This window comes from Streptomyces sp. NPDC048172, from assembly GCF_043202595.1.
GTDB lineage: Bacteria > Actinomycetota > Actinomycetes > Streptomycetales > Streptomycetaceae > Streptomyces.
Genome location: NZ_JBIDAT010000005.1, coordinates 805,735 through 824,201, shown reverse-complemented (window position 1 = coordinate 824,201; position 18,467 = coordinate 805,735). Strand labels below are relative to the sequence as shown.

The 18,467-nt window shown below is 73.3% G+C and carries 16 protein-coding genes; 7 read left to right on the top strand and 9 right to left on the bottom strand.

What is annotated here, in order from left to right:
- The first annotated feature begins 2 nt into the window (after window positions 1-2).
- Window positions 3-590: a hypothetical protein gene (locus ACGF3A_RS25460; RefSeq protein WP_393732592.1), complete on the top strand. Its 588-nt coding sequence runs from the start codon at window positions 3-5 to the stop codon at window positions 588-590.
- Between the two features lie 394 nt (window positions 591-984).
- Here the strand turns inward: ACGF3A_RS25460 and ACGF3A_RS25455 are convergent, their stop codons facing one another.
- The 3 genes from ACGF3A_RS25455 to ACGF3A_RS25445 are packed head-to-tail and all read right to left on the bottom strand — an operon-like array spanning window position 985 to window position 3,436.
- The gene (locus ACGF3A_RS25455; protein WP_393732591.1) at window positions 985-1,863 is read right to left on the bottom strand and encodes an LLM class flavin-dependent oxidoreductase; all 879 of its coding nucleotides are present in this window, start codon (window positions 1,861-1,863) and stop codon (window positions 985-987) included.
- A gap of 43 nt (window positions 1,864-1,906) precedes the next feature.
- Window positions 1,907-2,614 carry a bleomycin resistance protein gene (locus ACGF3A_RS25450; protein ID WP_393732590.1) on the bottom strand — a complete coding sequence of 236 codons (708 nt, stop codon included), beginning with the start codon at window positions 2,612-2,614 and terminating at the stop codon, window positions 1,907-1,909.
- 39 nt (window positions 2,615-2,653) lie between these two features.
- Entirely contained in the window at window positions 2,654-3,436 is a 783-nt protein-coding gene (locus tag ACGF3A_RS25445) for a sulfite exporter TauE/SafE family protein (protein WP_393732589.1), read from the bottom strand.
- Between the two features lie 209 nt (window positions 3,437-3,645).
- Here ACGF3A_RS25445 and ACGF3A_RS25440 point away from each other — a divergent pair, with 209 nt between their 5' ends.
- A complete protein-coding gene (locus ACGF3A_RS25440) occupies window positions 3,646-5,010 on the top strand; it encodes a rhodanese-like domain-containing protein (RefSeq protein WP_393732588.1) in 1,365 nt (454 codons plus the stop codon).
- Entirely contained in the window at window positions 5,007-5,795 is a 789-nt protein-coding gene (locus ACGF3A_RS25435; RefSeq protein ID WP_393732587.1) for a sulfite exporter TauE/SafE family protein, read from the top strand. Before ACGF3A_RS25440 ends, ACGF3A_RS25435 begins: the two co-directional genes overlap by 4 nt.
- Window positions 5,796-6,181: 386 nt before the next feature.
- Here the strand turns inward: ACGF3A_RS25435 and ACGF3A_RS25430 are convergent, their stop codons facing one another.
- Entirely contained in the window at window positions 6,182-6,469 is a 288-nt protein-coding gene (locus ACGF3A_RS25430) for a metal-sensitive transcriptional regulator (protein ID WP_393732586.1), read from the bottom strand.
- An 83-nt stretch (window positions 6,470-6,552) separates the two neighbouring features.
- Here ACGF3A_RS25430 and ACGF3A_RS25425 point away from each other — a divergent pair, with 83 nt between their 5' ends.
- On the top strand, window positions 6,553-7,137 hold the full coding sequence (locus tag ACGF3A_RS25425; RefSeq protein ID WP_393732585.1) for a rhodanese-like domain-containing protein: 585 nt from the start codon (window positions 6,553-6,555) through the stop codon (window positions 7,135-7,137).
- A 163-nt stretch (window positions 7,138-7,300) separates the two neighbouring features.
- Window positions 7,301-8,449 (top strand): peptidoglycan DD-metalloendopeptidase family protein, encoded by a 1,149-nt coding sequence (locus ACGF3A_RS25420; protein WP_393732584.1) that lies wholly within the window; start codon window positions 7,301-7,303, stop codon window positions 8,447-8,449.
- Here ACGF3A_RS25420 and ACGF3A_RS25415 read toward each other — a convergent pair.
- From ACGF3A_RS25415 to ACGF3A_RS25395, 5 genes are all read right to left on the bottom strand, one after another.
- The gene (locus ACGF3A_RS25415) at window positions 8,382-9,458 is read right to left on the bottom strand and encodes an ABC transporter permease (protein WP_393732583.1); all 1,077 of its coding nucleotides are present in this window, start codon (window positions 9,456-9,458) and stop codon (window positions 8,382-8,384) included. The genes ACGF3A_RS25420 and ACGF3A_RS25415 overlap by 68 nt on opposite strands.
- A 2-nt stretch (window positions 9,459-9,460) precedes the next feature.
- Window positions 9,461-10,429, bottom strand: a complete 969-nt coding sequence (locus ACGF3A_RS25410) for an ABC transporter permease (RefSeq protein ID WP_393732582.1) — start codon at window positions 10,427-10,429, stop codon at window positions 9,461-9,463.
- Window positions 10,422-11,987 carry a sugar ABC transporter ATP-binding protein gene (locus ACGF3A_RS25405; RefSeq protein WP_393732581.1) on the bottom strand — a complete coding sequence of 522 codons (1,566 nt, stop codon included), beginning with the start codon at window positions 11,985-11,987 and terminating at the stop codon, window positions 10,422-10,424. The genes ACGF3A_RS25410 and ACGF3A_RS25405 overlap by 8 nt, the downstream gene beginning before the upstream one ends.
- Complete coding sequence (locus tag ACGF3A_RS25400; RefSeq protein WP_393732580.1) at window positions 11,987-13,072, bottom strand: ABC transporter substrate-binding protein; 1,086 nt, start codon at window positions 13,070-13,072, stop codon at window positions 11,987-11,989. Before ACGF3A_RS25400 ends, ACGF3A_RS25405 begins: the two co-directional genes overlap by 1 nt.
- Window positions 13,073-13,196: 124 nt before the next feature.
- Window positions 13,197-14,216 carry a LacI family DNA-binding transcriptional regulator gene (locus ACGF3A_RS25395; RefSeq protein WP_393732579.1) on the bottom strand — a complete coding sequence of 340 codons (1,020 nt, stop codon included), beginning with the start codon at window positions 14,214-14,216 and terminating at the stop codon, window positions 13,197-13,199.
- Window positions 14,217-14,380: 164 nt separating this feature from the next.
- On the opposite strand from ACGF3A_RS25395, the gene ACGF3A_RS25390 reads away from it, so the two are divergent.
- Together ACGF3A_RS25390 and ACGF3A_RS25385 are read left to right on the top strand one after the other, a co-directional pair.
- Window positions 14,381-17,032: a PA14 domain-containing protein gene (locus tag ACGF3A_RS25390; RefSeq protein WP_393732578.1), complete on the top strand. Its 2,652-nt coding sequence runs from the start codon at window positions 14,381-14,383 to the stop codon at window positions 17,030-17,032.
- Window positions 17,033-17,116: 84 nt separating this feature from the next.
- Window positions 17,117-18,259 carry an alpha/beta hydrolase gene (locus tag ACGF3A_RS25385; RefSeq protein WP_393732577.1) on the top strand — a complete coding sequence of 381 codons (1,143 nt, stop codon included), beginning with the start codon at window positions 17,117-17,119 and terminating at the stop codon, window positions 18,257-18,259.
- Window positions 18,260-18,467: the final 208 nt, after the last annotated feature.

Here is an 18,467-nt window from a genome sequence, read left to right as displayed (position 1 = left end):
GCGTGAGCCTCAGCCCTCTCCGTCTCCAGGACCGCGACAGACCGGACTTCGAACGGGTGCTCCAGCAGGCGATGGGCTCGGAGCGCGTCCGCACGGCCCTCGCGCGGCGCGGCGGCGCCCAGCCGTCTCTGCTGCGCGCGCGGGCGCGCGAGTCCGCGGACCGGATCGCCGCCGCGGCGGCCGAGGAGTACGCCGCGTACACGCGTGCCCGCTCGGCGGCCCGGCGGCCCTCCCCGGCCCCGCGCCGGGGCCGCCGCCGTAGCGCGCTGCCCGTCCTCGGCGTCCTGGTGCCCTCGGTCACCGCCTGCGCCGCCGTCATCCTGCTGCTCCTGGGCGGCGTCCTCGACGCGACGGGCTCCCGCGCGGGCCTCGCCGCTTCATTGGGCACGGCCGGTTGGGTGTGCGCGGCGGTCGCGGGCGTGGCCGTGACCGCCGGGGTCCTGGCCATGTTCATCACGGCGGCGCGTAACCGTGCGGTGCACCGGCCGGGCGTCGACCGGGCCCGCGAAGCGTGGCGCTCGGCCCTCTTGGAGCGTGGCATGCTCCCCTTCCTCACCGCCGAACTCAACGCTTCGGAACCCGCCGAGTAGCGCCCCGAAGGGGCGCGGGGAACTGCGCGACCGGCCACGACGCGGCCGCACGCTGCGACGTACGCCCGGGGGCAGCCCGGTTGCAGCCCCCGCCAGGGGGCGAGGCGACCGCGCCGGTCACACCCCAGGGGCGCGGGGAACTGCGCGACCGGCCACAGCGCGGCCGCACTCCGCGACGCACCAGTCGGGGCAGCCTCTACCCGGCGCTGATTCCGGGCTGCCCCCGGGGCACGTCGCAGTCCGCGCGTAGCGCGTCGGCTGGGCGCGCAGTTCCCCGCGCCCCTGAGCGGCACTCCCGTGCGCGGCGTGGCGCCACGCGTGCCCCTGAGCGGGATGGGTGTGCGCGGCGTGGCGCCACGCGCGGCGGTGCGTGACGCGCGGCAAGGATGTGGGCCTAGATCAGGGGGCGGACCTCTTCTGCTGTGAAGCGGATGAAGGCGTCCGGGTCTTCGTCGTCGGCGGTGGACTGGAGGACGACCGTGTCCGCGCCGGCGGCCACGTAGCGGCGGACCTCCGCCGCAACCGCCTCGGCGTCCCCGGCGACGCCCAGCGCAGCCGTCGGCGGGAGGCCCTCCCGTTCGAGCTCGGCGGCGAGCCGCCGCTCCGCGTCGGGGCCCGTCACCGCGAGGACGTAGACCGTCACCCCGTGCGGCTCCGTGCGGCCCGCGAGGGCCCGGCCCTCGTCGATCAGGGCGCGAGCGGCCCGTACGCCCTCCACCGTCGTGCTGGCGTCGAGCACCGTGCCGTCCGCCGCCTCGCCGCTCAGCCGCAGCGAACGCGGGCCGCGCGCGCCGGAGAGCACCGCGGGCGGCGCCGGAACCGTGGCGGGCGGCCAGTCCAGCGCGACGCCGTCGAGCTTCACGTACCGCCCGTCCACGGTCACGCGCTCGCCGCGCAGCAGCGCCCGCATCGCGACGAGGTGTTCGCGCAGCAGCGTCATGGGCGACTCGGCGCGCGCGCCGACCTGGCCCATCCAGTCCTGGACGCCGTGCCCGACGCCGAGCTTCACGCGCCCGGGGAAGAGCCGGTGCAGGGTGGCGGCCTCCATCGTGGTCAGCGCGGCGTTGCGCAGCGGGACGGGGAGGAGGCCGACGCCGACGCGGAGCCGTTCGGACCAGGCGAGCGCGGCGGAGGCGCTGGCGATGCCGCTCTCCAGGAAGCAGTCCTCCCAGAGCCACAGCTCTTCGAGGCCCACCTCCTCCGCGGTACGGACGACGCTGCGCAGTTTCTCCGGGGGCGACTGTGGCCGGAACACGGCACCAAGAGCGGTCATCCGCACATTCCAGCCCACGGACGGACGTGCGGCAAAGCCGTTTTCACCCGTCACCCCGGAGTTCGGCGAGGCGCGCGAGGTCGTCCGCGGCCGCCTCCCGTTCCGCTTCGGTGAGGGACACGGCCGCCGCGCGTTCCAGCGAGGCTGTCGCGGTGGTGTCGTCACCGAGCCGCCCGGCGACGTCGGCGCGGAGCGTGAGGAGCCGCAGCAGCTGGACCGGCGTGGGGCGGTCGTCCTCCCTCGCGAGCGCCCGGTCGAGGATCTTCGCCGCCGCCGACGGGTCGTCCTTGGAGTCCGCGAAGTTGACGGCGTGGTGCAGGGCCCGTGCGTTGGGCTCCTCGGGCGCTGGCCGGTGGCGGAGGTCGTCGCTGATCGGCTGGCCCACGCGGACGCAGTTGCCGCCGGGGTCGGTCATCAGGAACTGCCGTACGCCGTACGACATGTCCTTGAGCGGCCCGAGGCGGGGCAGCCCGCGGGTGGGGACGCGTCCGTACGCGGCCTTGAGCCCGGCGCGGAAGGCGGCGTGCAGCGCGTCGACCTCGTCCGTGAGCACGTAGCACGTGCTGTACGACTCCGTCGGTTCGTACCGCTTCATGCCGAAGAACTGGAGCTGGACGCCGCCGCGTTCGACCACCGCGAACGGGTTGGGGCTCTTCTGCTGGAAGGTCACCTCGAACCCGAGCGCCGTGTAGAAGTCGAGCACGGGCGGCAGGGTCCGGCACGGGAGGATCGGGATGGTTGTCTCGGCCATGCCGCCGAGTCTAGTCAAGCTTGATTAGTGGGGAACCCCTCACTTCAGCCACTGCTCGTAGGCGAGCGTCGCGACCAGGCCGAGGACCGAGACGAGGAGCACGCCGCGGACGAAGCCGCTGCCCTTCTTCAGGGCCGTACGGGCGCCGAGCATGCCGCCCGCGAGGTTGAACGCCGCGAGCGGGAGGGTCAGTTGCCACAGGACGGTGCCCTGCCAGGTGAAGGTGGCGAGCGCGCCCACGTTGGTGCAGACGTTGACGATCTTCGCGGTGGCCGAGGCCGTCACCAGGTCGAGATGGAGCACCGCCGTCAGCGCGAGGACGAGGAAGGTGCCGGTGCCGGGCCCGATCAGCCCGTCGTAGAAGCCGATGCCGACGCCCGCGAGCCCGATCGCGGCGAGCACGCGGCGCGGTCCCACGGGCCCGGCGGCGGGCGCGGTGCCGAAGTCGGGGCGGAGGATCACGAACGCGGCGACGCCGATCAGCACCAGCAGCACGACCGGTTTGAGGACCTCCGTGCTCAGCCCGGCGGCGAGGAAGGCCCCGCCCGAGGACCCGGCGAGCGCGGCGAGGCCGATCCGTACGGCGAGCCGTACGTCGACGGGGGTCTTGCGGACGTACGTCGCGGCGGCGCCCGTCGTGCCGACGATCGCGATGGCCTTGTTGGTGCCGAGCGCGTACGCGGCGGGGGTGCTGCCTGGCAGTCCGAGCATCAGGGCGGGAAGCAGGATGAGGCCCCCGCCGCCCACCACGGCGTCCACCCAGCCCGCCGCCCCCGCGGCGAGGCAGAGCACAAGGACCGTGGTCAGGGATATGTCAGGCATGATCGCGACCTTATGGACGCCTGACCAGGCACGTCCAACGAGTTCGGTCCGGCTCCGGTTCGGTGCGCGGCCGCGCGGTACCCCGTCCTGGCGGCGCCGATGGGCGGAGGCGGGGATTCGGAAATACGGGTGGGGGTATATGGTGCTGAGGAGAGGGGATACCCCCGTGGGTATCCATCCGGTTCGGGGGACGAGTGAGGAGGAGAGGCATGTACGTCGTGGAGACCCTGGCCACCGAGTCCCTGGGGAACCGCTCATACCTGGTCGCGGGCCCCGAGCGGGCCGTGGCCGTCGACCCGCCGCGGGACGTCGACCGGGTGCTGGAGGCCGCCGCGCGACGCGGCGTGCGGATAGCCAAGGTCGTCGAGACTCATGTGCACAACGACTACGTGAGCGGTGGCCTGGAGCTGGCCCGGATCACCGGCGCCGAGTACGTCGTCCCGGCCGGGGCCCGTGTCGCGTTCGCGCGCACGCCGGTCGAGGACGGTGACGTGCTCGACGTCGACGAGGGCCTGACCCTGCGCGCCGTCGCCACCCCCGGCCACACCCCGCACCACACGGCGTACGTCCTGCACGACGGCGGGACCCCCGTCGCGGCCTTCACCGGTGGCTCCCTGCTGCTCGGCACCGTCGGCCGCCCCGACCTGGTCGAGCCCCGACTGACCGAGGACCTCGCGCGGGCCCAGCACGCCTCGGCCCACCGCCTGGCCGAGCTGCCGGACGCCGTCCAGGTCCTGCCCACGCACGGCTTCGGCAGCTTCTGCGCCTCCACGCAGAACGGGGGCGACGACGGGGGCGCGACCATCGGCGCCGAGCGCGGCCGCAACCTGGCGCTCACCAAGGACGTCGACGCCTTCGTCGCCGAGCTGCTCGCGAGCCTCGACGACGTGCCCGCGTACTACGCGCACATGGGCCCGGTGAACGGCGCGGGCCCCGCGCCGATCGACCTCACCCCGCCCCGTACGGCGGACGCCGCCGAGCTGGCCGACCGGCTCGCGGCGGGGGAGTGGGTCGTCGACCTGCGCAGCCGTACGGCCTTCGCGGCGGGCCACCTCGCGGGCGCCCTGAACTTCGACGGCGGGCTCGCCACGTATCTCGCCTGGCTCATCCCCTGGGGCAAGCCCGTCACGCTGCTCGCGGAGACGGCCGAGGAGATCGCTACGGCCCAGCGCGAGCTGGCCCGCGTCGGCATCGACCGCCCGGCGGCCGCCGCCACGGGCCCCTGGCAGAGCTGGCTGCGGCAGGGCGACGCGCCCCGCTCGTTCCCGCGCGCGGACTTCGCCGCGCTGGCCCGCGCCCTGGAGGAGGGTGCCGCACCGGTCGTCCTCGACGTACGGCGCGACATCGAGCGCGGCGAGGGCTGGGTGCGCGGCTCCACGCACATCCCGCTGCACCAGCTTCCGCAGCGGCTCGCGGAGGTGCCCGAGGGCACGGTGTGGGTGCACTGCGCGGGCGGCATGCGCGCCGCCATGGCCGCCTCCGTGCTGGACGCGGCGGGGCGCGACGTCGTCGCGGTCGACGACTCGTTCGACGCGGCGCGCGCGGCGGGCCTCGTGACGGTGCCGGGGGCATGACGGCGCTGCCCCTGGTCCTCGCCCTCGTGGCGGGCGCCCTCGTCGGGCTCGCACTCGGCGGACTCGGCGCGGGCGGCGGCATCCTCGCCGTGCCCGTACTGATCCATGTGCTGGGCTTCAGTCCGCAGAGCGCGGCGACGGCGGCCCTGTTCGTCGTCGCGCTCAGCTCGCTGGGCGGCCTCCTCGCGCACACCCGCGCGGGGACGGTCCGCTGGCGCGCGGGGCTCCTCTTCGCCGTCGCCGGAATGCCGCCCGCGCTGGCGGCCGGGCTGCTCTCCGCGCACCTGCCCGGCGCGCTGCTCTCGGCGGCCTTCGCCCTCGTCGCGGCGCTCGCGGCGCTGCGGATGCTGCGCGTACGGGAGCCGGAGCCCGCCGCCGACCGTGCGGACCGTACGGGCGCGGGACGCCGCTGGCCACGGGTCGTCGGCGCGGGCGCGGGGCTCGGCGGACTCACGGGGCTGCTCGGCGTGGGCGGCGGCTTCCTCGCCGTACCGGCGCTCGTGGGCCTGCTCGCCTTTCCGATGGCCGAGGCGGCGGGCACCAGCCTGCTGGTCGTCGCCGCGAACGCGCTCTCGGGGCTGGCCGGACGCGCGGGCGGCGCCTCTGGCCTCGACTGGGCGGTCCTCGCCCCCTTCGCGGGCGCCGCCGTGCTGGGTGCCTGGGACGGCAAACGCCTCGCCGCCCGCCTCCCGGCCTCCGTACTCCGCCGCACCTTCGCCTGGCTCCTCCTGGCGGTGGCGGCGGCCATGCTGGCCGAGGTGACATGGACCTTGGCCGCCCCCTGACCAGGAGCCTCAGCGACAGTGCCCCGTCGCGACACGTCGGGGCTTGCCCCTTTGCCCTCTAGGGGTGCGTGGCGCTCCGGGCCCAAGACGTCGGGGCCTGCCCCTTCTCCCTAGGGGCGCGGGGCTGTGTTTGTTTTGCGGCTCCGCCGCGTGGGCGCGACCGGTCACGACACGTAGGGGCTTGCCCCTTCTCCCTAAGGGGCGCGGGGAACTGCGCGACAAGCCACGACGCGGGCGCGGCCCGCGAAGCACAGCCCGGGGCTCCCCGGGCGCGGCCCCGTTGCGCGGGGCACCCGGCGTGGGGGGCTGCGCTTGCCAACCCTGCGCCTTGCGCAGACTTCCCAAGCTCAGCAGAGGGAGGAGTAAGAGTGCCCCGGAGGGGAGGGTTAGGCCAAGGAGAGGAAGAGCTTTTCTAGGCGGGACCGCATTTGTTCGCGGGACATGGCCGTATCGCCCTCCCCCTCGGCCTCAGTCATGCAGTGCTCAAGCCCCGTGGCGATGATGGCGAAGCCCGCGCGGTCGAGGGCGCGGGAGGCCGCGGCGAGCTGGGTGACGACCTCGTCGCAGGACCTGCCCTCCTCGATCATCTTGATCACGCCCGCGATCTGGCCCTGAGCCCGCCGCAGGCGGTTGAGCACCGCCTTCATCTCCTCGGCGGCCAACGTGAGATCCATCGCCCTCACCCCGTTCTCGTTCCGACAGTCGATTCTATACCCTGGGGGGTATCGTACCTCTCCGCACCGGAAGGACCAGCGCCATGAGCGAAGACTCCACGCTCACCCTCGACGAGCTGCGCGCGCGGCACGCCGAGCTGACCCTGATCGACGTCCGCACGCCCGGTGAGTACGCCGGAGGCCATGTGCCGGGCGCCCACAACATCCCGCTGGACCGGCTCGACGAGGCCGAGGACGTGCTGCGGCTCGCCGCCGTGCGCGGCCCGCTCGCCGTCGTCTGCGCCTCCGGCAACCGGTCGCTGACCGCCTCCCGCACCCTCCGTGAGGCCGGGATCGCCGCCGCCTCCGTCGAGGGCGGCACGAAGGGCTGGGCCGAGGCCGGGCACCCGCTCGACCGCCCGGCGCTGCCCGGCGGCGCGCGCCCGCGCTGGCCGATGGAGCGTCAGGTGCGGCTCGCCGCCGGTTCGCTGGTGCTGCTCGGGCTCGGCGCGGGGCTCGCGTTCCCGCGCGCCCGGCTGCTGTCGGCGGGCATCGGCGCCGGGCTGGTCTACTCCGCGGTCTCCGACAGCTGCGGCCTGGCGGCCGTGCTCGCCAAGCTTCCGTACAACCGCGGGGCCGCCTGCGAGCTGAGCCCGGTCCTCGACCGGCTCGCCGCACGGGACGCCTGACGGCACCCCGTTCCGTACGGGCGGTGCACGGGCGGCGCACGACACGCCGGACCCCGGAAACATCCCGCTTCCGGGCGGCCCGCTGCGTCGATCGGCGCACGGCGCACGGCGTGCCGGACCGCCGCACGGCCTCTTCGGGGGCCGCGCGGCGGACCATCGCCCCATGAGCCAGCCCGACCAGTCCGATCAGCCCGACCAGCCCGACCAGCCCGTACGCAAGCGGTTCGCCGCGGCCCCGGCCGCCGCCGCGCTGCTCAGCCTCGCGCTCCTCGCCGTTCCAGCGCCCGCCTCCGCCGCGCCCTGCGAGCCGGGCCCGGCCGAGGCCAGGAAGCGGGTCTCGGCCCGCGTGGACGCGCTGTACCGGGACGCGGCTCGGGCCACCAAGCGGTTCGAGGCGGCCCGTAAGCGCTCCGGGAAGCAGCGTGGCGCGGTGACCCGCAGCCGCCGCGCCGTCAGCAGGGGCGAACGACGGCTGGACGTCCTGCGCTTCCGGATCGGCGGCATCGCCCGCAGCCAGTACCGGCACGGCGCCTGGTCGCCCGGGGCCCGGATGGTGATGACCCGTACGCCCGAGGCCCTGCTCGAACGGCTGCGCGCCCAGCGCCAGGCCGACCACGCCGTCAACCGGCTCCTCGGCTCGACCCGTACGACCCAGCGCCAGCTCGTACGGAAGCGGGCCCGCGCCCGTGCCGTCCTGAAACAGCTGGAGGCCACCACCCGGCGCGAGGCCAAGGCCAAGAACGCCATCGAGCGGCGCCTCGTGCTGGCCCGTCGCGCCCAGGGCCCCACCCCCGCCAACCGCTCGGCCCGCGCCTGCTCGGGCAAGGGACGCGAGGGCGGCGCCGGGAAGCGGGGCGGCGACAGTGTCCAGGGCGGCACCCGCGCCGCGGGCGTGGGCGGCGCCCGCTGGACGACCCCCGTCAAGCCGTCCGCCTACACGCTCTCCGCCGGATACCGCTCCTCCGGCGCCCGCTGGTCGAAGGGGCACACGGGGCAGGATTTCGCCGTGGAGACCGGCACGCCCGTACGGGCCGTCGGCGCGGGCACCGTGGCCGTCACGAGCTGCGGCGACGGCTTCGGGAACCAGGTCGTGATCCGGCACCGCGACGGCTACTACTCGCAGTACGCGCACCTGTCCGCGATCCAGACCGAGCGGGGCCGCCAGGTGCGCGCCGGGGAGCGCATCGGCCTCTCCGGCAGCACCGGCAACTCCACAGGCCCGCATCTGCACTTCGAGGCGCGGGTCACCCCGGGGATGGGTTCGGACGTCGCGCCCGTTCCCTGGCTGCGCGAACGCGGCGTGGTGCTCTGAGCCCGGCCTGCGCCACGACGACCACGATCAGGAACGCGCCGCTGACCACCTGCTGGTAGGCGGAGTCGAGCGAGCCGATCTGGTTGATGACGTTCTGGATCACCTTCAGCAGCAGCACGCCCACCAGCGAGCCGCTGACGAAGCCCATGCCGCCGGTCAGCAGCGTGCCGCCGATGACCACCGCCGAGATCGCCTCCAGCTCCATGCCCTGGCCCAGGATCGTCACGCCCGAGGTCAGCCACGCCGCGTTCAGCGCCCCGGCGAGCCCGGCGAGCAGCCCCGACAGGACGTAGACGGAGACCTTCGTACGGGCCACGGAGGCGCCCATCAGCGAGGCGGCGTCCTCGTTCCCGCCCACCGCGTAGACGTGCTGCCCGAAGCGCGTACGGCGCAGCAGCACACCCCCGAGCGCGAAGAGCACCACCGTGATCCATACGGGCACGCCCACGCCCAGCAGCGAGCCCCGCCCCAGATCGGCCAGGAACGCGTCCTTGGGGACGAGGAAGGTGTCGGCGCCCTCGTCCGTGATGTTGAGCATGAGGCCGCGCGCTCCGAGCATCGAGGCGAGCGTGACGATGAAGGGCGCCAGCCGGGCACGGGCGATCAGCAGGCCGTTGACCAGCCCGATCGCGCCGCACACCAGCAGCGGCAGCAGCAGCGCGACCAGCGTCCCGTGCCGCGAGCCCCACGCGGCCAGCACCCCGCCGAGCGCGAAGACCGAGCCGACCGAGAGGTCGATGCCGCCCGAGACGATCACGAAGGTCATCCCCAGCGCGACGATCGCGAGGAACGCCGAGGAGACCGCCATGTTCTCCAGATTGCCGCCGGTCGCGAACGAGTCGAACGAGAACGAGGCCACCAGCGACAGCACCACCAGCGCCACCAGCGCGCCGTGCCGCCGCGCGAGCGCCGCGAACCGCCCGGCACCGCCGCCGGGACCACCGCCCGCGCCCGGGGTGCCGGACTTCTCCGGCGCGGAACTCTCCGTACGTCCAGGCGCGTTCGTCACCGTCACCGCTTCCCCCTCTCGCGTGCCGCCCAGACCGCCAGCACGATGACGACGGCCTGCGCCATCTGCGTCCACGAGGGCGGCAGGTCGTGCTTGATGAGCGTGGCCGTCAGCAGCTGGATGAGCACCGCGCCCGCGACCGTGCCGCCGATCCGCACCCGGCCGCCGCTCAGCGGCGTGCCGCCGACGACCACGGCGGTGATCGCGGACAGCTCCATCAGGTTCCCCAGCGAGGTGGGGTCGCTGGCCTGGAGGCGGGCCGTGGCCAGGAACCCGGCGAGCGCGGCGAGCACGCCCGAGCAGATGTAGACGAGGATCAGCACCCGCCGGACCGGAAGTCCCGCGAGCTTCGCGGCCGGACGGCTGTCGCCGATCGCGAGGAGCTGCCTGCCGAACGTCGTGCGCCGCACCACGAACGCCGTCGCCAGCACCAGCGCGAGCGCGATCAGCGCCGGGTACGGGACGCCCAGCAGATCGCCGGAGCCCAGCGTCCGCATCCCGTCGTCGCGCACGTCCTCCAGCTGCGGGACCAGCACCAGCGCCAGGCCCCGCAGGCCGACCATCAGCGCGAGCGTCGCGACGATCGGCTGGATGCCGATGTACGCGATCAGCGAGCCGTTGACGAGCCCGGCAACCGCGCCGCCGATCACCGCCGCGAGGAGGGCGAGCCACGGGCCGTAGCCCAGATAGAGCGCCACCAGCGAGGTGGACAGGGCCATCACCGAGCCGACCGAGAGATCGATGCCCTCGGAGCCGATCGCGAGGGCCATGCCGAGCGCGACGATCAGGATCGGCGCGACCTGCACGGCCTGTGTGCGGAAGTTCTCCGCGGAGAGGAAGTGGTCGGTGAACGCGATGTTGAAGACCAGCAGCACGCCGACGCCCGCGTAGACCCCGTACGCCTGGAGCCAGCGCGTGACGGCGGCCCGGTCGACGCCCGTACGCCCGCGAGGGGCCGCGACCTCAGTCATCGGCGTCCCCCACGGCCGTACGGGCCGTGCCCGCCTCCGCGATGGTCTCCAGCAGCCGGTCCTCCGTCACCTGGTCTCCCGTCAGCTCGCCGACGACGGCGCCGTCCCGGAGCACGACGACCCGGTCCGAACCCTCGATCAGCTCCTCCAGGTCGGAGGAGATCAGCACCACGCCGAGCCCGTCCTCCGCCAGCTCGTCCACCAGCCGCTGCACCTCGGCCTTGGCGCCGACGTCGATGCCGCGCGTCGGCTCGTCCAGCAGCAGCACTTTCGGCTCGGCGGCCAGCCAGCGGGCGAGCAGCACCTTCTGCTGGTTGCCGCCGGAGAGTTCGCCCGCCTTCTGGTGCGGCGAGGACGCCTTGATGCGCAGCCGCTCCATGAACGTCCCCACGACGGAGTCGATCCGCGCCTCCGAGACCAGCCCGGCCCGTGAGAGGCGGGGGAGGACCGCCAGCGCGATGTTCTCCCGCACCGACAGCCCCGGCACGATGCCCTCGCTCTTGCGGTCCTCGGGCAGCAGCGAGACCCCGGCCCGGATCGCGGCGGGCGGCGAGCCCGTGCGCAGCGGCACCCCGGCGACCGTGACCCGTCCGGCGCCCAGCGGCAGCGCGCCCGCCACGGCCTTCACCGTCTCCGTGCGCCCCGAGCCCAGCAGTCCGCCCAGCCCGACGACCTCGCCGGGCCGTACCTCGAACGAGACGTCGTGCAACTGGCGCGGCACGGTGAGCCCTTCGGCCCGCAGCACCGGCTCCCGGGAGGCGGCCTCGTGCTCGCCGCCGAACTTCGTGGTGCCCTCGGCGCGCACCTCGCCCATCTCGCGGCCCAGCATCAGTGAGACGAGCCGGAGCCGCTCCAGGCCCGCGAGCGGGCCCGTGTGCACGAGGCGGCCGTCGCGCAGCACGGTCACCGTGTCGCACACCGCGTACAGCTCGTCCAGCCGGTGGCTCACGTAGACCACCGCCACGCCCCGCTCCCGCAGCGAGCGGATGACGCCGAAGAGCGTCTCGACCTCGCGTGGTTCGAGGGACGAGGTCGGCTCGTCCATGATCACCACATCCGCCTCGAAGGAGACGGCGCGTGCGAGCGCGACCATCTGCTGCGCGCCGACGCCGAGTTCGCCCAGCGGGCGCCGGGGATCGGCGCGGACGCCGTACGCGCGCAGCGCCTCCGCCGTCTCCCGGTGCATCCGGGCGAAGTCGATCAGCCCGATCCGGTTGCGGGGCTCGCGGCCCAGGAAGAGGTTCCGGGCCACGCTCATCAGCGGAACGAGGTTGACCTCCTGGTGGATCGTGGAGATCCCGGCGCGCAGCGCGGCGAGCGGCGTGGGGAACCGCACGGGCGCGCCCCGGTGCAGCAGTTCGCCCGCGTCCGGCGCGTACACCCCGGTGAGGACCTTGATCAGGGTGGACTTCCCCGCGCCGTTCTCGCCGATGAGCGCGTGGACCTGGCCCGGCGCGAGGGCGAAGTCGACGCCGTCGAGGGCGAGGACCCCGGGGAAGCGCTTGGTGAGCGACCGTACGGCCAGCGCGGCGACGGATACCTCGGTGGCGGCCCCCATCAGTACGCCTTGCTGAGGTCCCGCTCGGCGTTGGCCGCCGTGTACGCGCTGTCCTTGATGACGATGTCCTGGCCGACCTTCTTGCCCTTGCCGAAGTCCTCCAGGGCCTGGAAGGCGAGGGGCCCGAAGCGCGGGTTGGACTCCACGACGCCGTAGATCCACTTGTCGACGATGCCCTGCACGGCGTTCTTCGTGCCGTCCACGGTGACGATCTTGACGTCGCCGGGCTTCTTGCCCGCGCCCTTGAGGGCGTTGACGGCGCCGAGGCCCATCTCGTCGTTCTCCGCGTAGATCCCGTCGATGTCGGGCTTCGACTGGATGAGCTGCTCGGTGACCTGCTGGCCCTTCTCGCGCGCGAACTCGCCGGTCTGCTTGAAGACGACCTTGAGGCCCGGGGCCTTCTTCCCGATCTGCTCGGTGAAGCCCTTGGTGCGCTCGGTCGTGACGTTGTTGCCCGGCGCGCCGAGCAGGATGGCGACCTTGCCCTTGCCGCCCGTCGCCTTGATCATCTGGTCGGCGGCGCGGCGGCCCTGCTCGACGAAGTCGGAGCCGATGAAGCTCACGTAGTCCTCGCAGGGCTCGGCGTTGATCTGCCGGTCGACGGTGACGATGGGGATCTTCTTCGCCGCGGCCCGCTTGAGCACGGGCTCCCAGCCGTCGGAGTTGAGCGGCGCGATCACCAGCAGGTCGGCGCCCTTGGAGATCAGGTCCTGGACGTCGCTGATCTGCTTGGAGAACTGCGACTGCGCGTTGGCCGTCAGCAGCTTCACCCCGCGCTTCTTGGCCTCGGCCTTGATGGAGGCGGTCTCCGCGATGCGGAACGGGTTCGCCTCCTTCTCCGACTGCGAGAAGCCGACGGTCGCCTTCGCGAGGTCGGTCTCCTTGCCGCCGTACGCCTTGAGCGTGCAGGTCTTGGCGCCCTCGGTGGGCTCGGCGGCGACCTGCTCGCCGCCGCCGTCCGACGACGTGCCCTTGCCGTCCGAGGCGTCCTTGTCGTCCTCGGACTTGGCACAGCCGAGGGAGAGCGAGAGAGTGGCGACGAGTGTGGTGACAGCGAGAGTTCTGAGAGATCTGTGCGCATTCATGGGCTACCCCAGGTGTGCCGGCGTCTCCTCTGGCGTCTTAGCGTCCGCTGGGGGTTTTTACATCGTTGGAATACCGCGTGTAAATACCCCTGCACAGAAGGGGAGTTGAGGCGGCCCTCCGGCGTCACGCGCCCCGCGTGCTCTCCCGTTCCACGAGCGTGAACCCGGGCTGGAGCTCGCGCGGGGTGCGCTCCTCGTCCCGCCGCCCCCCGGCGATCGCGCTGACCAGGGACTCGACCGCGAGCCTGGCGATGGCGCGCTTGTCCGGCGAGACGGTCGTGAGCGTCACCGCGCCGTACCGGCCCTCCGTCAGGTCGTCGAAGCCGACGACCGCGATGTCCTCCGGCACGCGCAGCCCCCGTTCCGACATCACGCGCATCGCGCCGATCGCGATCAGGTCGTTGTACGCGAAGACCGCGTCGGGCCGGGCCCCCGCGTCCAGCAGGGCCGCCATCGCCGCCGCGCCGTCCGCCCTGTCCCAGCCCTCCGCCGGCGCCACCAGCTTCTCGTCCGCCGGGACGCCGGAGGCCGCGAGCTCCGCCTGCCAGCCCAGCAGCCGCAGATGCGCGGGCTGGCTGGGCCGGTCGCCCCGCGCGCCGAGGAACGCGATACGGCGACGGCCCCGGTCGAGCAGATGGCGCACGGCGGTGCGCGCCGCCGCGATGTTGTCGATCGCGATGTGGTCGTACGGCAGGTCGTAGCGGCGCTCGCCGATCAGGACCAGCGGCGCGTCGTCCGTACGGGACGCGAGGTCCTCGGGCTCCAGCTCCAGCGGGTTGAGGATCAGCCCGTCGATGACGCGGGCCCGGAACCCCTGGGTGACCAGGAGTTCGCGCTCGCGGCGGCCCTGGGTGTGGTCGAGCAGCACTGTGTAGTCGTGCTCGGCGGCGGCGTCGATGACGTCTCCGGCCAGCTCCGCGAAGTACGGGTTGCCCAGCTCGGGGACGGCCAGGGCGAGGATGCCGGTGCGGCCCTTGCGCAGGTGGCGCGCCGTCAGATTGGGGCGGTAGCCCAGGTCGTCGATGGCCCGCTGCACCTTCGCGCGGGTCGAAGGCGTGACGTGCGGGTAGTTGTTGACGACGTTGGACACGGTCTTGATCGAGACCCCGGCACGCTCCGCGACGTCCTTGAGACTCACCCTCACCTGCGCTCCTTAGCTTCTCTTTGCCCTCTGCTGTCACGCACCTGGACAGGGCCCGGAGGCCGTGCTGTCATGCCAACTGCCCTTGTTTCCAACGTTATACAAGATGGATCTCCCTCAAGGGCAGAGTCGTATCCGCCTCTTGCACGCCCCCTCCTGGAGGTTCCGTGAGACGCGTATCCACCTGGCCCGCGGCGGCGCTCACCGCCGCCTTCGCCCTTCTCGCCCTGCTCGCCACCGCGCTCGGCGCGGGACCGCTCACGTCCTCCGCCTCGGCGGCCGAGCGCCCCGAGGGCCCGCCCGCCGCGCACGGCCTCAAGGGCGAGTACTGGACCCAGTCGGCCCCCGGCGCCTTCGACTTCGGCACCCTCAAGGCCACCGCGTTCGACCCCTCGCTCGACTTCAACGACCTGGAGCCCCGCCTCAAGGAGCGCACCGGCCAGTCCGACGACGCCAGCGTCCGCTGGACCGGGAAGCTGACCCCGGAGAAGTCCGGCGCCCACACCTTCCACCTCACCGGCGACAACGGCTTCCGGCTCTGGATCGACGGCAAGCCCGTCATCGACCACTGGGTCGACGACTGGGACAAGGAGCAGAACTCCGAGCCCGTCAGCCTGGAGGCCGGACGGGCCTACGACATCAAGGTCGAGTACTTCGAGCACGAGGGCGGCTCCAACCTCCATCTGCGCTGGACCCCGCCGGGCGGCGAGAAGACCGCCGTCCCGCAGTCGGCGTTCACGCTCCCCGACGGCTTCGACTACGACGGCGCCACCGCCGTCCACGTCGCGAAGTCGGGCCGCACCCTCGAACTCGGCTTCGGCCAGCGCCTCGCTGCCCCCGACCCCGCCCGCTTCCGCGACCACTTCCGCGCCGTCATCGGCGGCGCCCAGTGGCCGCTCGGCGACGTGCGCCGCGACCCGCGCGACCCGGCCCGGCTGCTCGTCGCCCTCAAGGAGCCCGTCGTCGGCCAGGGCGGCACGGCCGACGTGCGGTACGACGGCGAGGGCGGGCTGACCGGCGAGGACGGCAAGGCCGTCGGCGACTTCTGGACCTCGGGCGACAACCGCTCCACGTACCAGCTCAGCACCCCCTGGGCCAAGGACGTCGACCCCGCCGGCCCGCGCCCCGAGTACCCGCGCCCGCAGCTCAAGCGCGGGCAGTGGAAGAACCTCAACGGGACCTGGCAGTTCGCCGGGGCGAAGGAGGGCGAGCAGCCTCCGGTCGGCGCGGGCAAGCGGCTGAAGGAGAAGATCCTCGTCCCGTACCCGGTCGAGTCGAAGCTCTCCGGGATCGAACGGCACGAGGAACGCATGTGGTACAAGCGGACGTTCAGCGTCCCGAAGGACTGGCGGGTCGGCTCCGGTAAGCGGCTGCGGCTCAACTTCGACGCCGTCGATTGGCAGGCCACCGTCTACGTCAACGGCAAACAGGTCGCCGAGCACAAGGGCGGCTACGACCGCTTCACCGCCGACGTCACCGACGCGCTCAAGCCCGGCCGCGACCAGGAGATCGTCGTCGGCGTCCACGACCCCACCGACAGCCCCGACGGGCCCAACCCGCCCGTCGGCAAGCAGCGCCTGGACCCCGAGGGCATCTGGTACACCCCGTCCTCCGGCATCTGGCAGACCGTCTGGATGGAGCCCGTCGCCGCCGAGCACACCACCGACGTGAAGACCACGCCCGACATCGGGGGCGAGAAGGTCGCCGTCAGCGCGCGCGGCGTCGGCGACGGCGTCCCCGTCACGGCCGTCGCGTACGAGGGCAAGAAGGAGGTCGGCCGCGCGACGGGCTCCGGCAGCGCCCCGTTCGACGTGCCCGTGCCGAAGCCGCGCCTGTGGTCGCCGGACGCCCCGTACCTCTACACGCTCAAGGTCACGGTGGGGAAGGCCGGTGAGGGCGCGCGGGCCGACACCGTCGAGAGCTACTTCGGCATGCGCGAGATCGCCGTCAAGACCGTCGACGGCAAGCAGCGCATGGTCCTCAACGGCAAGCCCGTCTTCTCCATGGCCACGCTCGACCAGGGCTTCTGGCCCGACGGCCTGCACACCGCGCCGACGGACGAGGCCCTAGCCTACGACCTGCGGGCGCACAAGAAGCTCGGCTTCAACTCCGTACGCAAGCACATCAAGGTCGAACCGGACCGGTGGTTCTACCACGCCGACCGGCTCGGTCTGCTCGTCTGGCAGGACATGCCGTCGATGCGCTCCGACCGCAAGCCCGAGGCGGCGGCCCGCGCGCAGTACGAGCACGAGATGAAGCGGATGATCCAGCAGCACGACAGCCATCCCTCGGTGATCATGTGGGTCACCTTCAACGAGGGCTGGGGCCAGTACGACCAGGCCCGCATCGCCGACTACGCGAAGGGCCTCGACCCCTCGCGCCTCGTCAACAACATGAGCGGCCACAACTGTTGCGGCGCCGTCGACGGCAAGAACGGCGACATCTCCGACGCGCACGGCTACCCCGGCGCGCAGCTCCCCGCTGCCGACGGCAGACGGGCGCTGGTCAGCGGCGAGTACGGCGGCCTCGGCCTCGCCGTGCCCGGCCACGCCTGGCCGGTGCGGCACACGTACGTCGGCGTCGAGAAGGAGAAGTACACCGACGAGTACCTCGCCAAGCTCAAGGACGTCGAGAAGTTCGCCGCCTGCGAGGGCAGCAGCGGCGCCGTCTACACCCAGATCTCCGATCTGGAGGGCGAGCTGAACGGGTTGATGACGTACGACAGAAAGGTGCTCAAGCCCGACGCCGACCGGCTGAAGAACGCCCACGAGGCCCTGATCAAGGGTGCGTCCGACGGAACGCTGCCCTGCGGGACCTGACCGCACGGAGCCGCCGCCCGCACGGGGCCGGGCGGCGGCACCTGTGGTACCAAAGGTGCGGTATCGAACGGGGGAGTGGTTCCGGTGGCTGTGGGTTATCTGGTGACCGTGGTGCTGGCCGCGCTGATCGCGGTGTTCTGCCTGGTGTCCATCCGCGGACCGGGACCGCTCTTCTTCTTCAGCTACCGGCTCGGCCTGGTCTTCAACGAGATGCCGTTCCTCGTCCTCTACGCGCTGGCGGTGTCCACGGCGCTCGCCTTCGCGGAGGGCGACATCGCCACGCCCGCCGACTGGGCGGCCGTCGGCCTGGCCCTGGTCACGGCCGCCGCGTTCGTGGTGATCGCCCGGCGCGGGGCGCGGACGGCGTCCGTCGTGGTCGCCGCCCTGGACGAGGCGCTCGGCGCCGGTACGGGCACGCGCCGCCGCCCGCCGCTGGCCCGCATCCTGCTCAGGCCCTTCCTCCGCCGCCGCGCCGACGTCCGGCGCGTGGCCGACCTCAGCTACGGGGAAGCGGGCCGCCGCAACCTTCTCGACGTCTACCACCACCGCGCGCGCCCCGAGGGCGGCCCCGTGCTGATCCACCTCCACGGCGGCCACTACGACCAGGGCCGGAAGAACACCCAGTCGCTGCCCCTCCTGCACCGCCTCGCGAGCAAGGGCTGGGTCTGCGTCAGCGCCAACTACCGCCTGCGGCCCGCCTCCTCGCACCCCGACCATCTGATCGACGCGAAGAAGGTCATCGCCTGGGCACGCGCCCACGCCCACGAGTACGGCGCGGACCCCGCGGCGCCCGTGTTCGTGTCGGGCAGCTCCGCGGGCGGTCACATGGCGGCGCTCGCCGCCCTCACCCCCGGCGACCCCGCCTACCAGCCCGGGTTCGAGGACGCCGACACCAGCGTGACCGCCGCCATCGCGCTCAACGGCTACCTCGGGCCGTACTTCGACGGGGACCCGGCGACCTCGCCCGTGAACCTCGTACGGGCGGACGCGCCGCCGTTCCTCGTCGCGCACGGCGACCTGGACGAACTGGTGGAGACCGAGAACCCCAGGGCCCTGGTCAGCGCCCTGCGCTCGGTCTCCACCTCACCGGTCGTCTACGCCGAACTCCCGGGCGGGCACCATGCCTTCGACCTCTTCCACTCGTTCCGCTTCGAGGCACTCATCGACGGCATCGAGGACTTCGCCACGTGGGTGAGAGCCCGCCGTGAACTGCCGGGCCCCGCCTAGGCCTGTCCGCCGTATAAGGGTTGCCCTCTCCTCAGGGCTGGGCAGGGGCTGCCCCGCCTGTCCTTCGCAGGCTGCGGGTTGTGGGTGGTCGCTCGCGCAGTTCCCCGCGCCCCCGAGGCCGCAGGGGCGCGGGGGACAGCGCGCCCAGCCCCCCCTCCGCCCCCGCCGGCCACCCCCCCCACGCGGGCGCCCCCGTGCCGGCCCCGGT

Coding starts and splice junctions, on each gene's coding strand:
- ACGF3A_RS25455 (WP_393732591.1), bottom strand. CDS start 1,863: ATGACCGCTCTTGGTGCCGTGTTCCGGCCACAGTCGCCCCCGGAGAAA.
- ACGF3A_RS25450 (WP_393732590.1), bottom strand. CDS start 2,614: ATGGCCGAGACAACCATCCCGATCCTCCCGTGCCGGACCCTGCCGCCC.
- ACGF3A_RS25445 (WP_393732589.1), bottom strand. CDS start 3,436: ATGCCTGACATATCCCTGACCACGGTCCTTGTGCTCTGCCTCGCCGCG.
- ACGF3A_RS25440 (WP_393732588.1), top strand. CDS start 3,646: ATGTACGTCGTGGAGACCCTGGCCACCGAGTCCCTGGGGAACCGCTCA.
- ACGF3A_RS25435 (WP_393732587.1), top strand. CDS start 5,007: ATGACGGCGCTGCCCCTGGTCCTCGCCCTCGTGGCGGGCGCCCTCGTC.
- ACGF3A_RS25430 (WP_393732586.1), bottom strand. CDS start 6,469: ATGGATCTCACGTTGGCCGCCGAGGAGATGAAGGCGGTGCTCAACCGC.
- ACGF3A_RS25425 (WP_393732585.1), top strand. CDS start 6,553: ATGAGCGAAGACTCCACGCTCACCCTCGACGAGCTGCGCGCGCGGCAC.
- ACGF3A_RS25420 (WP_393732584.1), top strand. CDS start 7,301: ATGAGCCAGCCCGACCAGTCCGATCAGCCCGACCAGCCCGACCAGCCC.
- ACGF3A_RS25410 (WP_393732582.1), bottom strand. CDS start 10,429: ATGACTGAGGTCGCGGCCCCTCGCGGGCGTACGGGCGTCGACCGGGCC.
- ACGF3A_RS25405 (WP_393732581.1), bottom strand. CDS start 11,987: ATGGGGGCCGCCACCGAGGTATCCGTCGCCGCGCTGGCCGTACGGTCG.
- ACGF3A_RS25400 (WP_393732580.1), bottom strand. CDS start 13,072: ATGAATGCGCACAGATCTCTCAGAACTCTCGCTGTCACCACACTCGTC.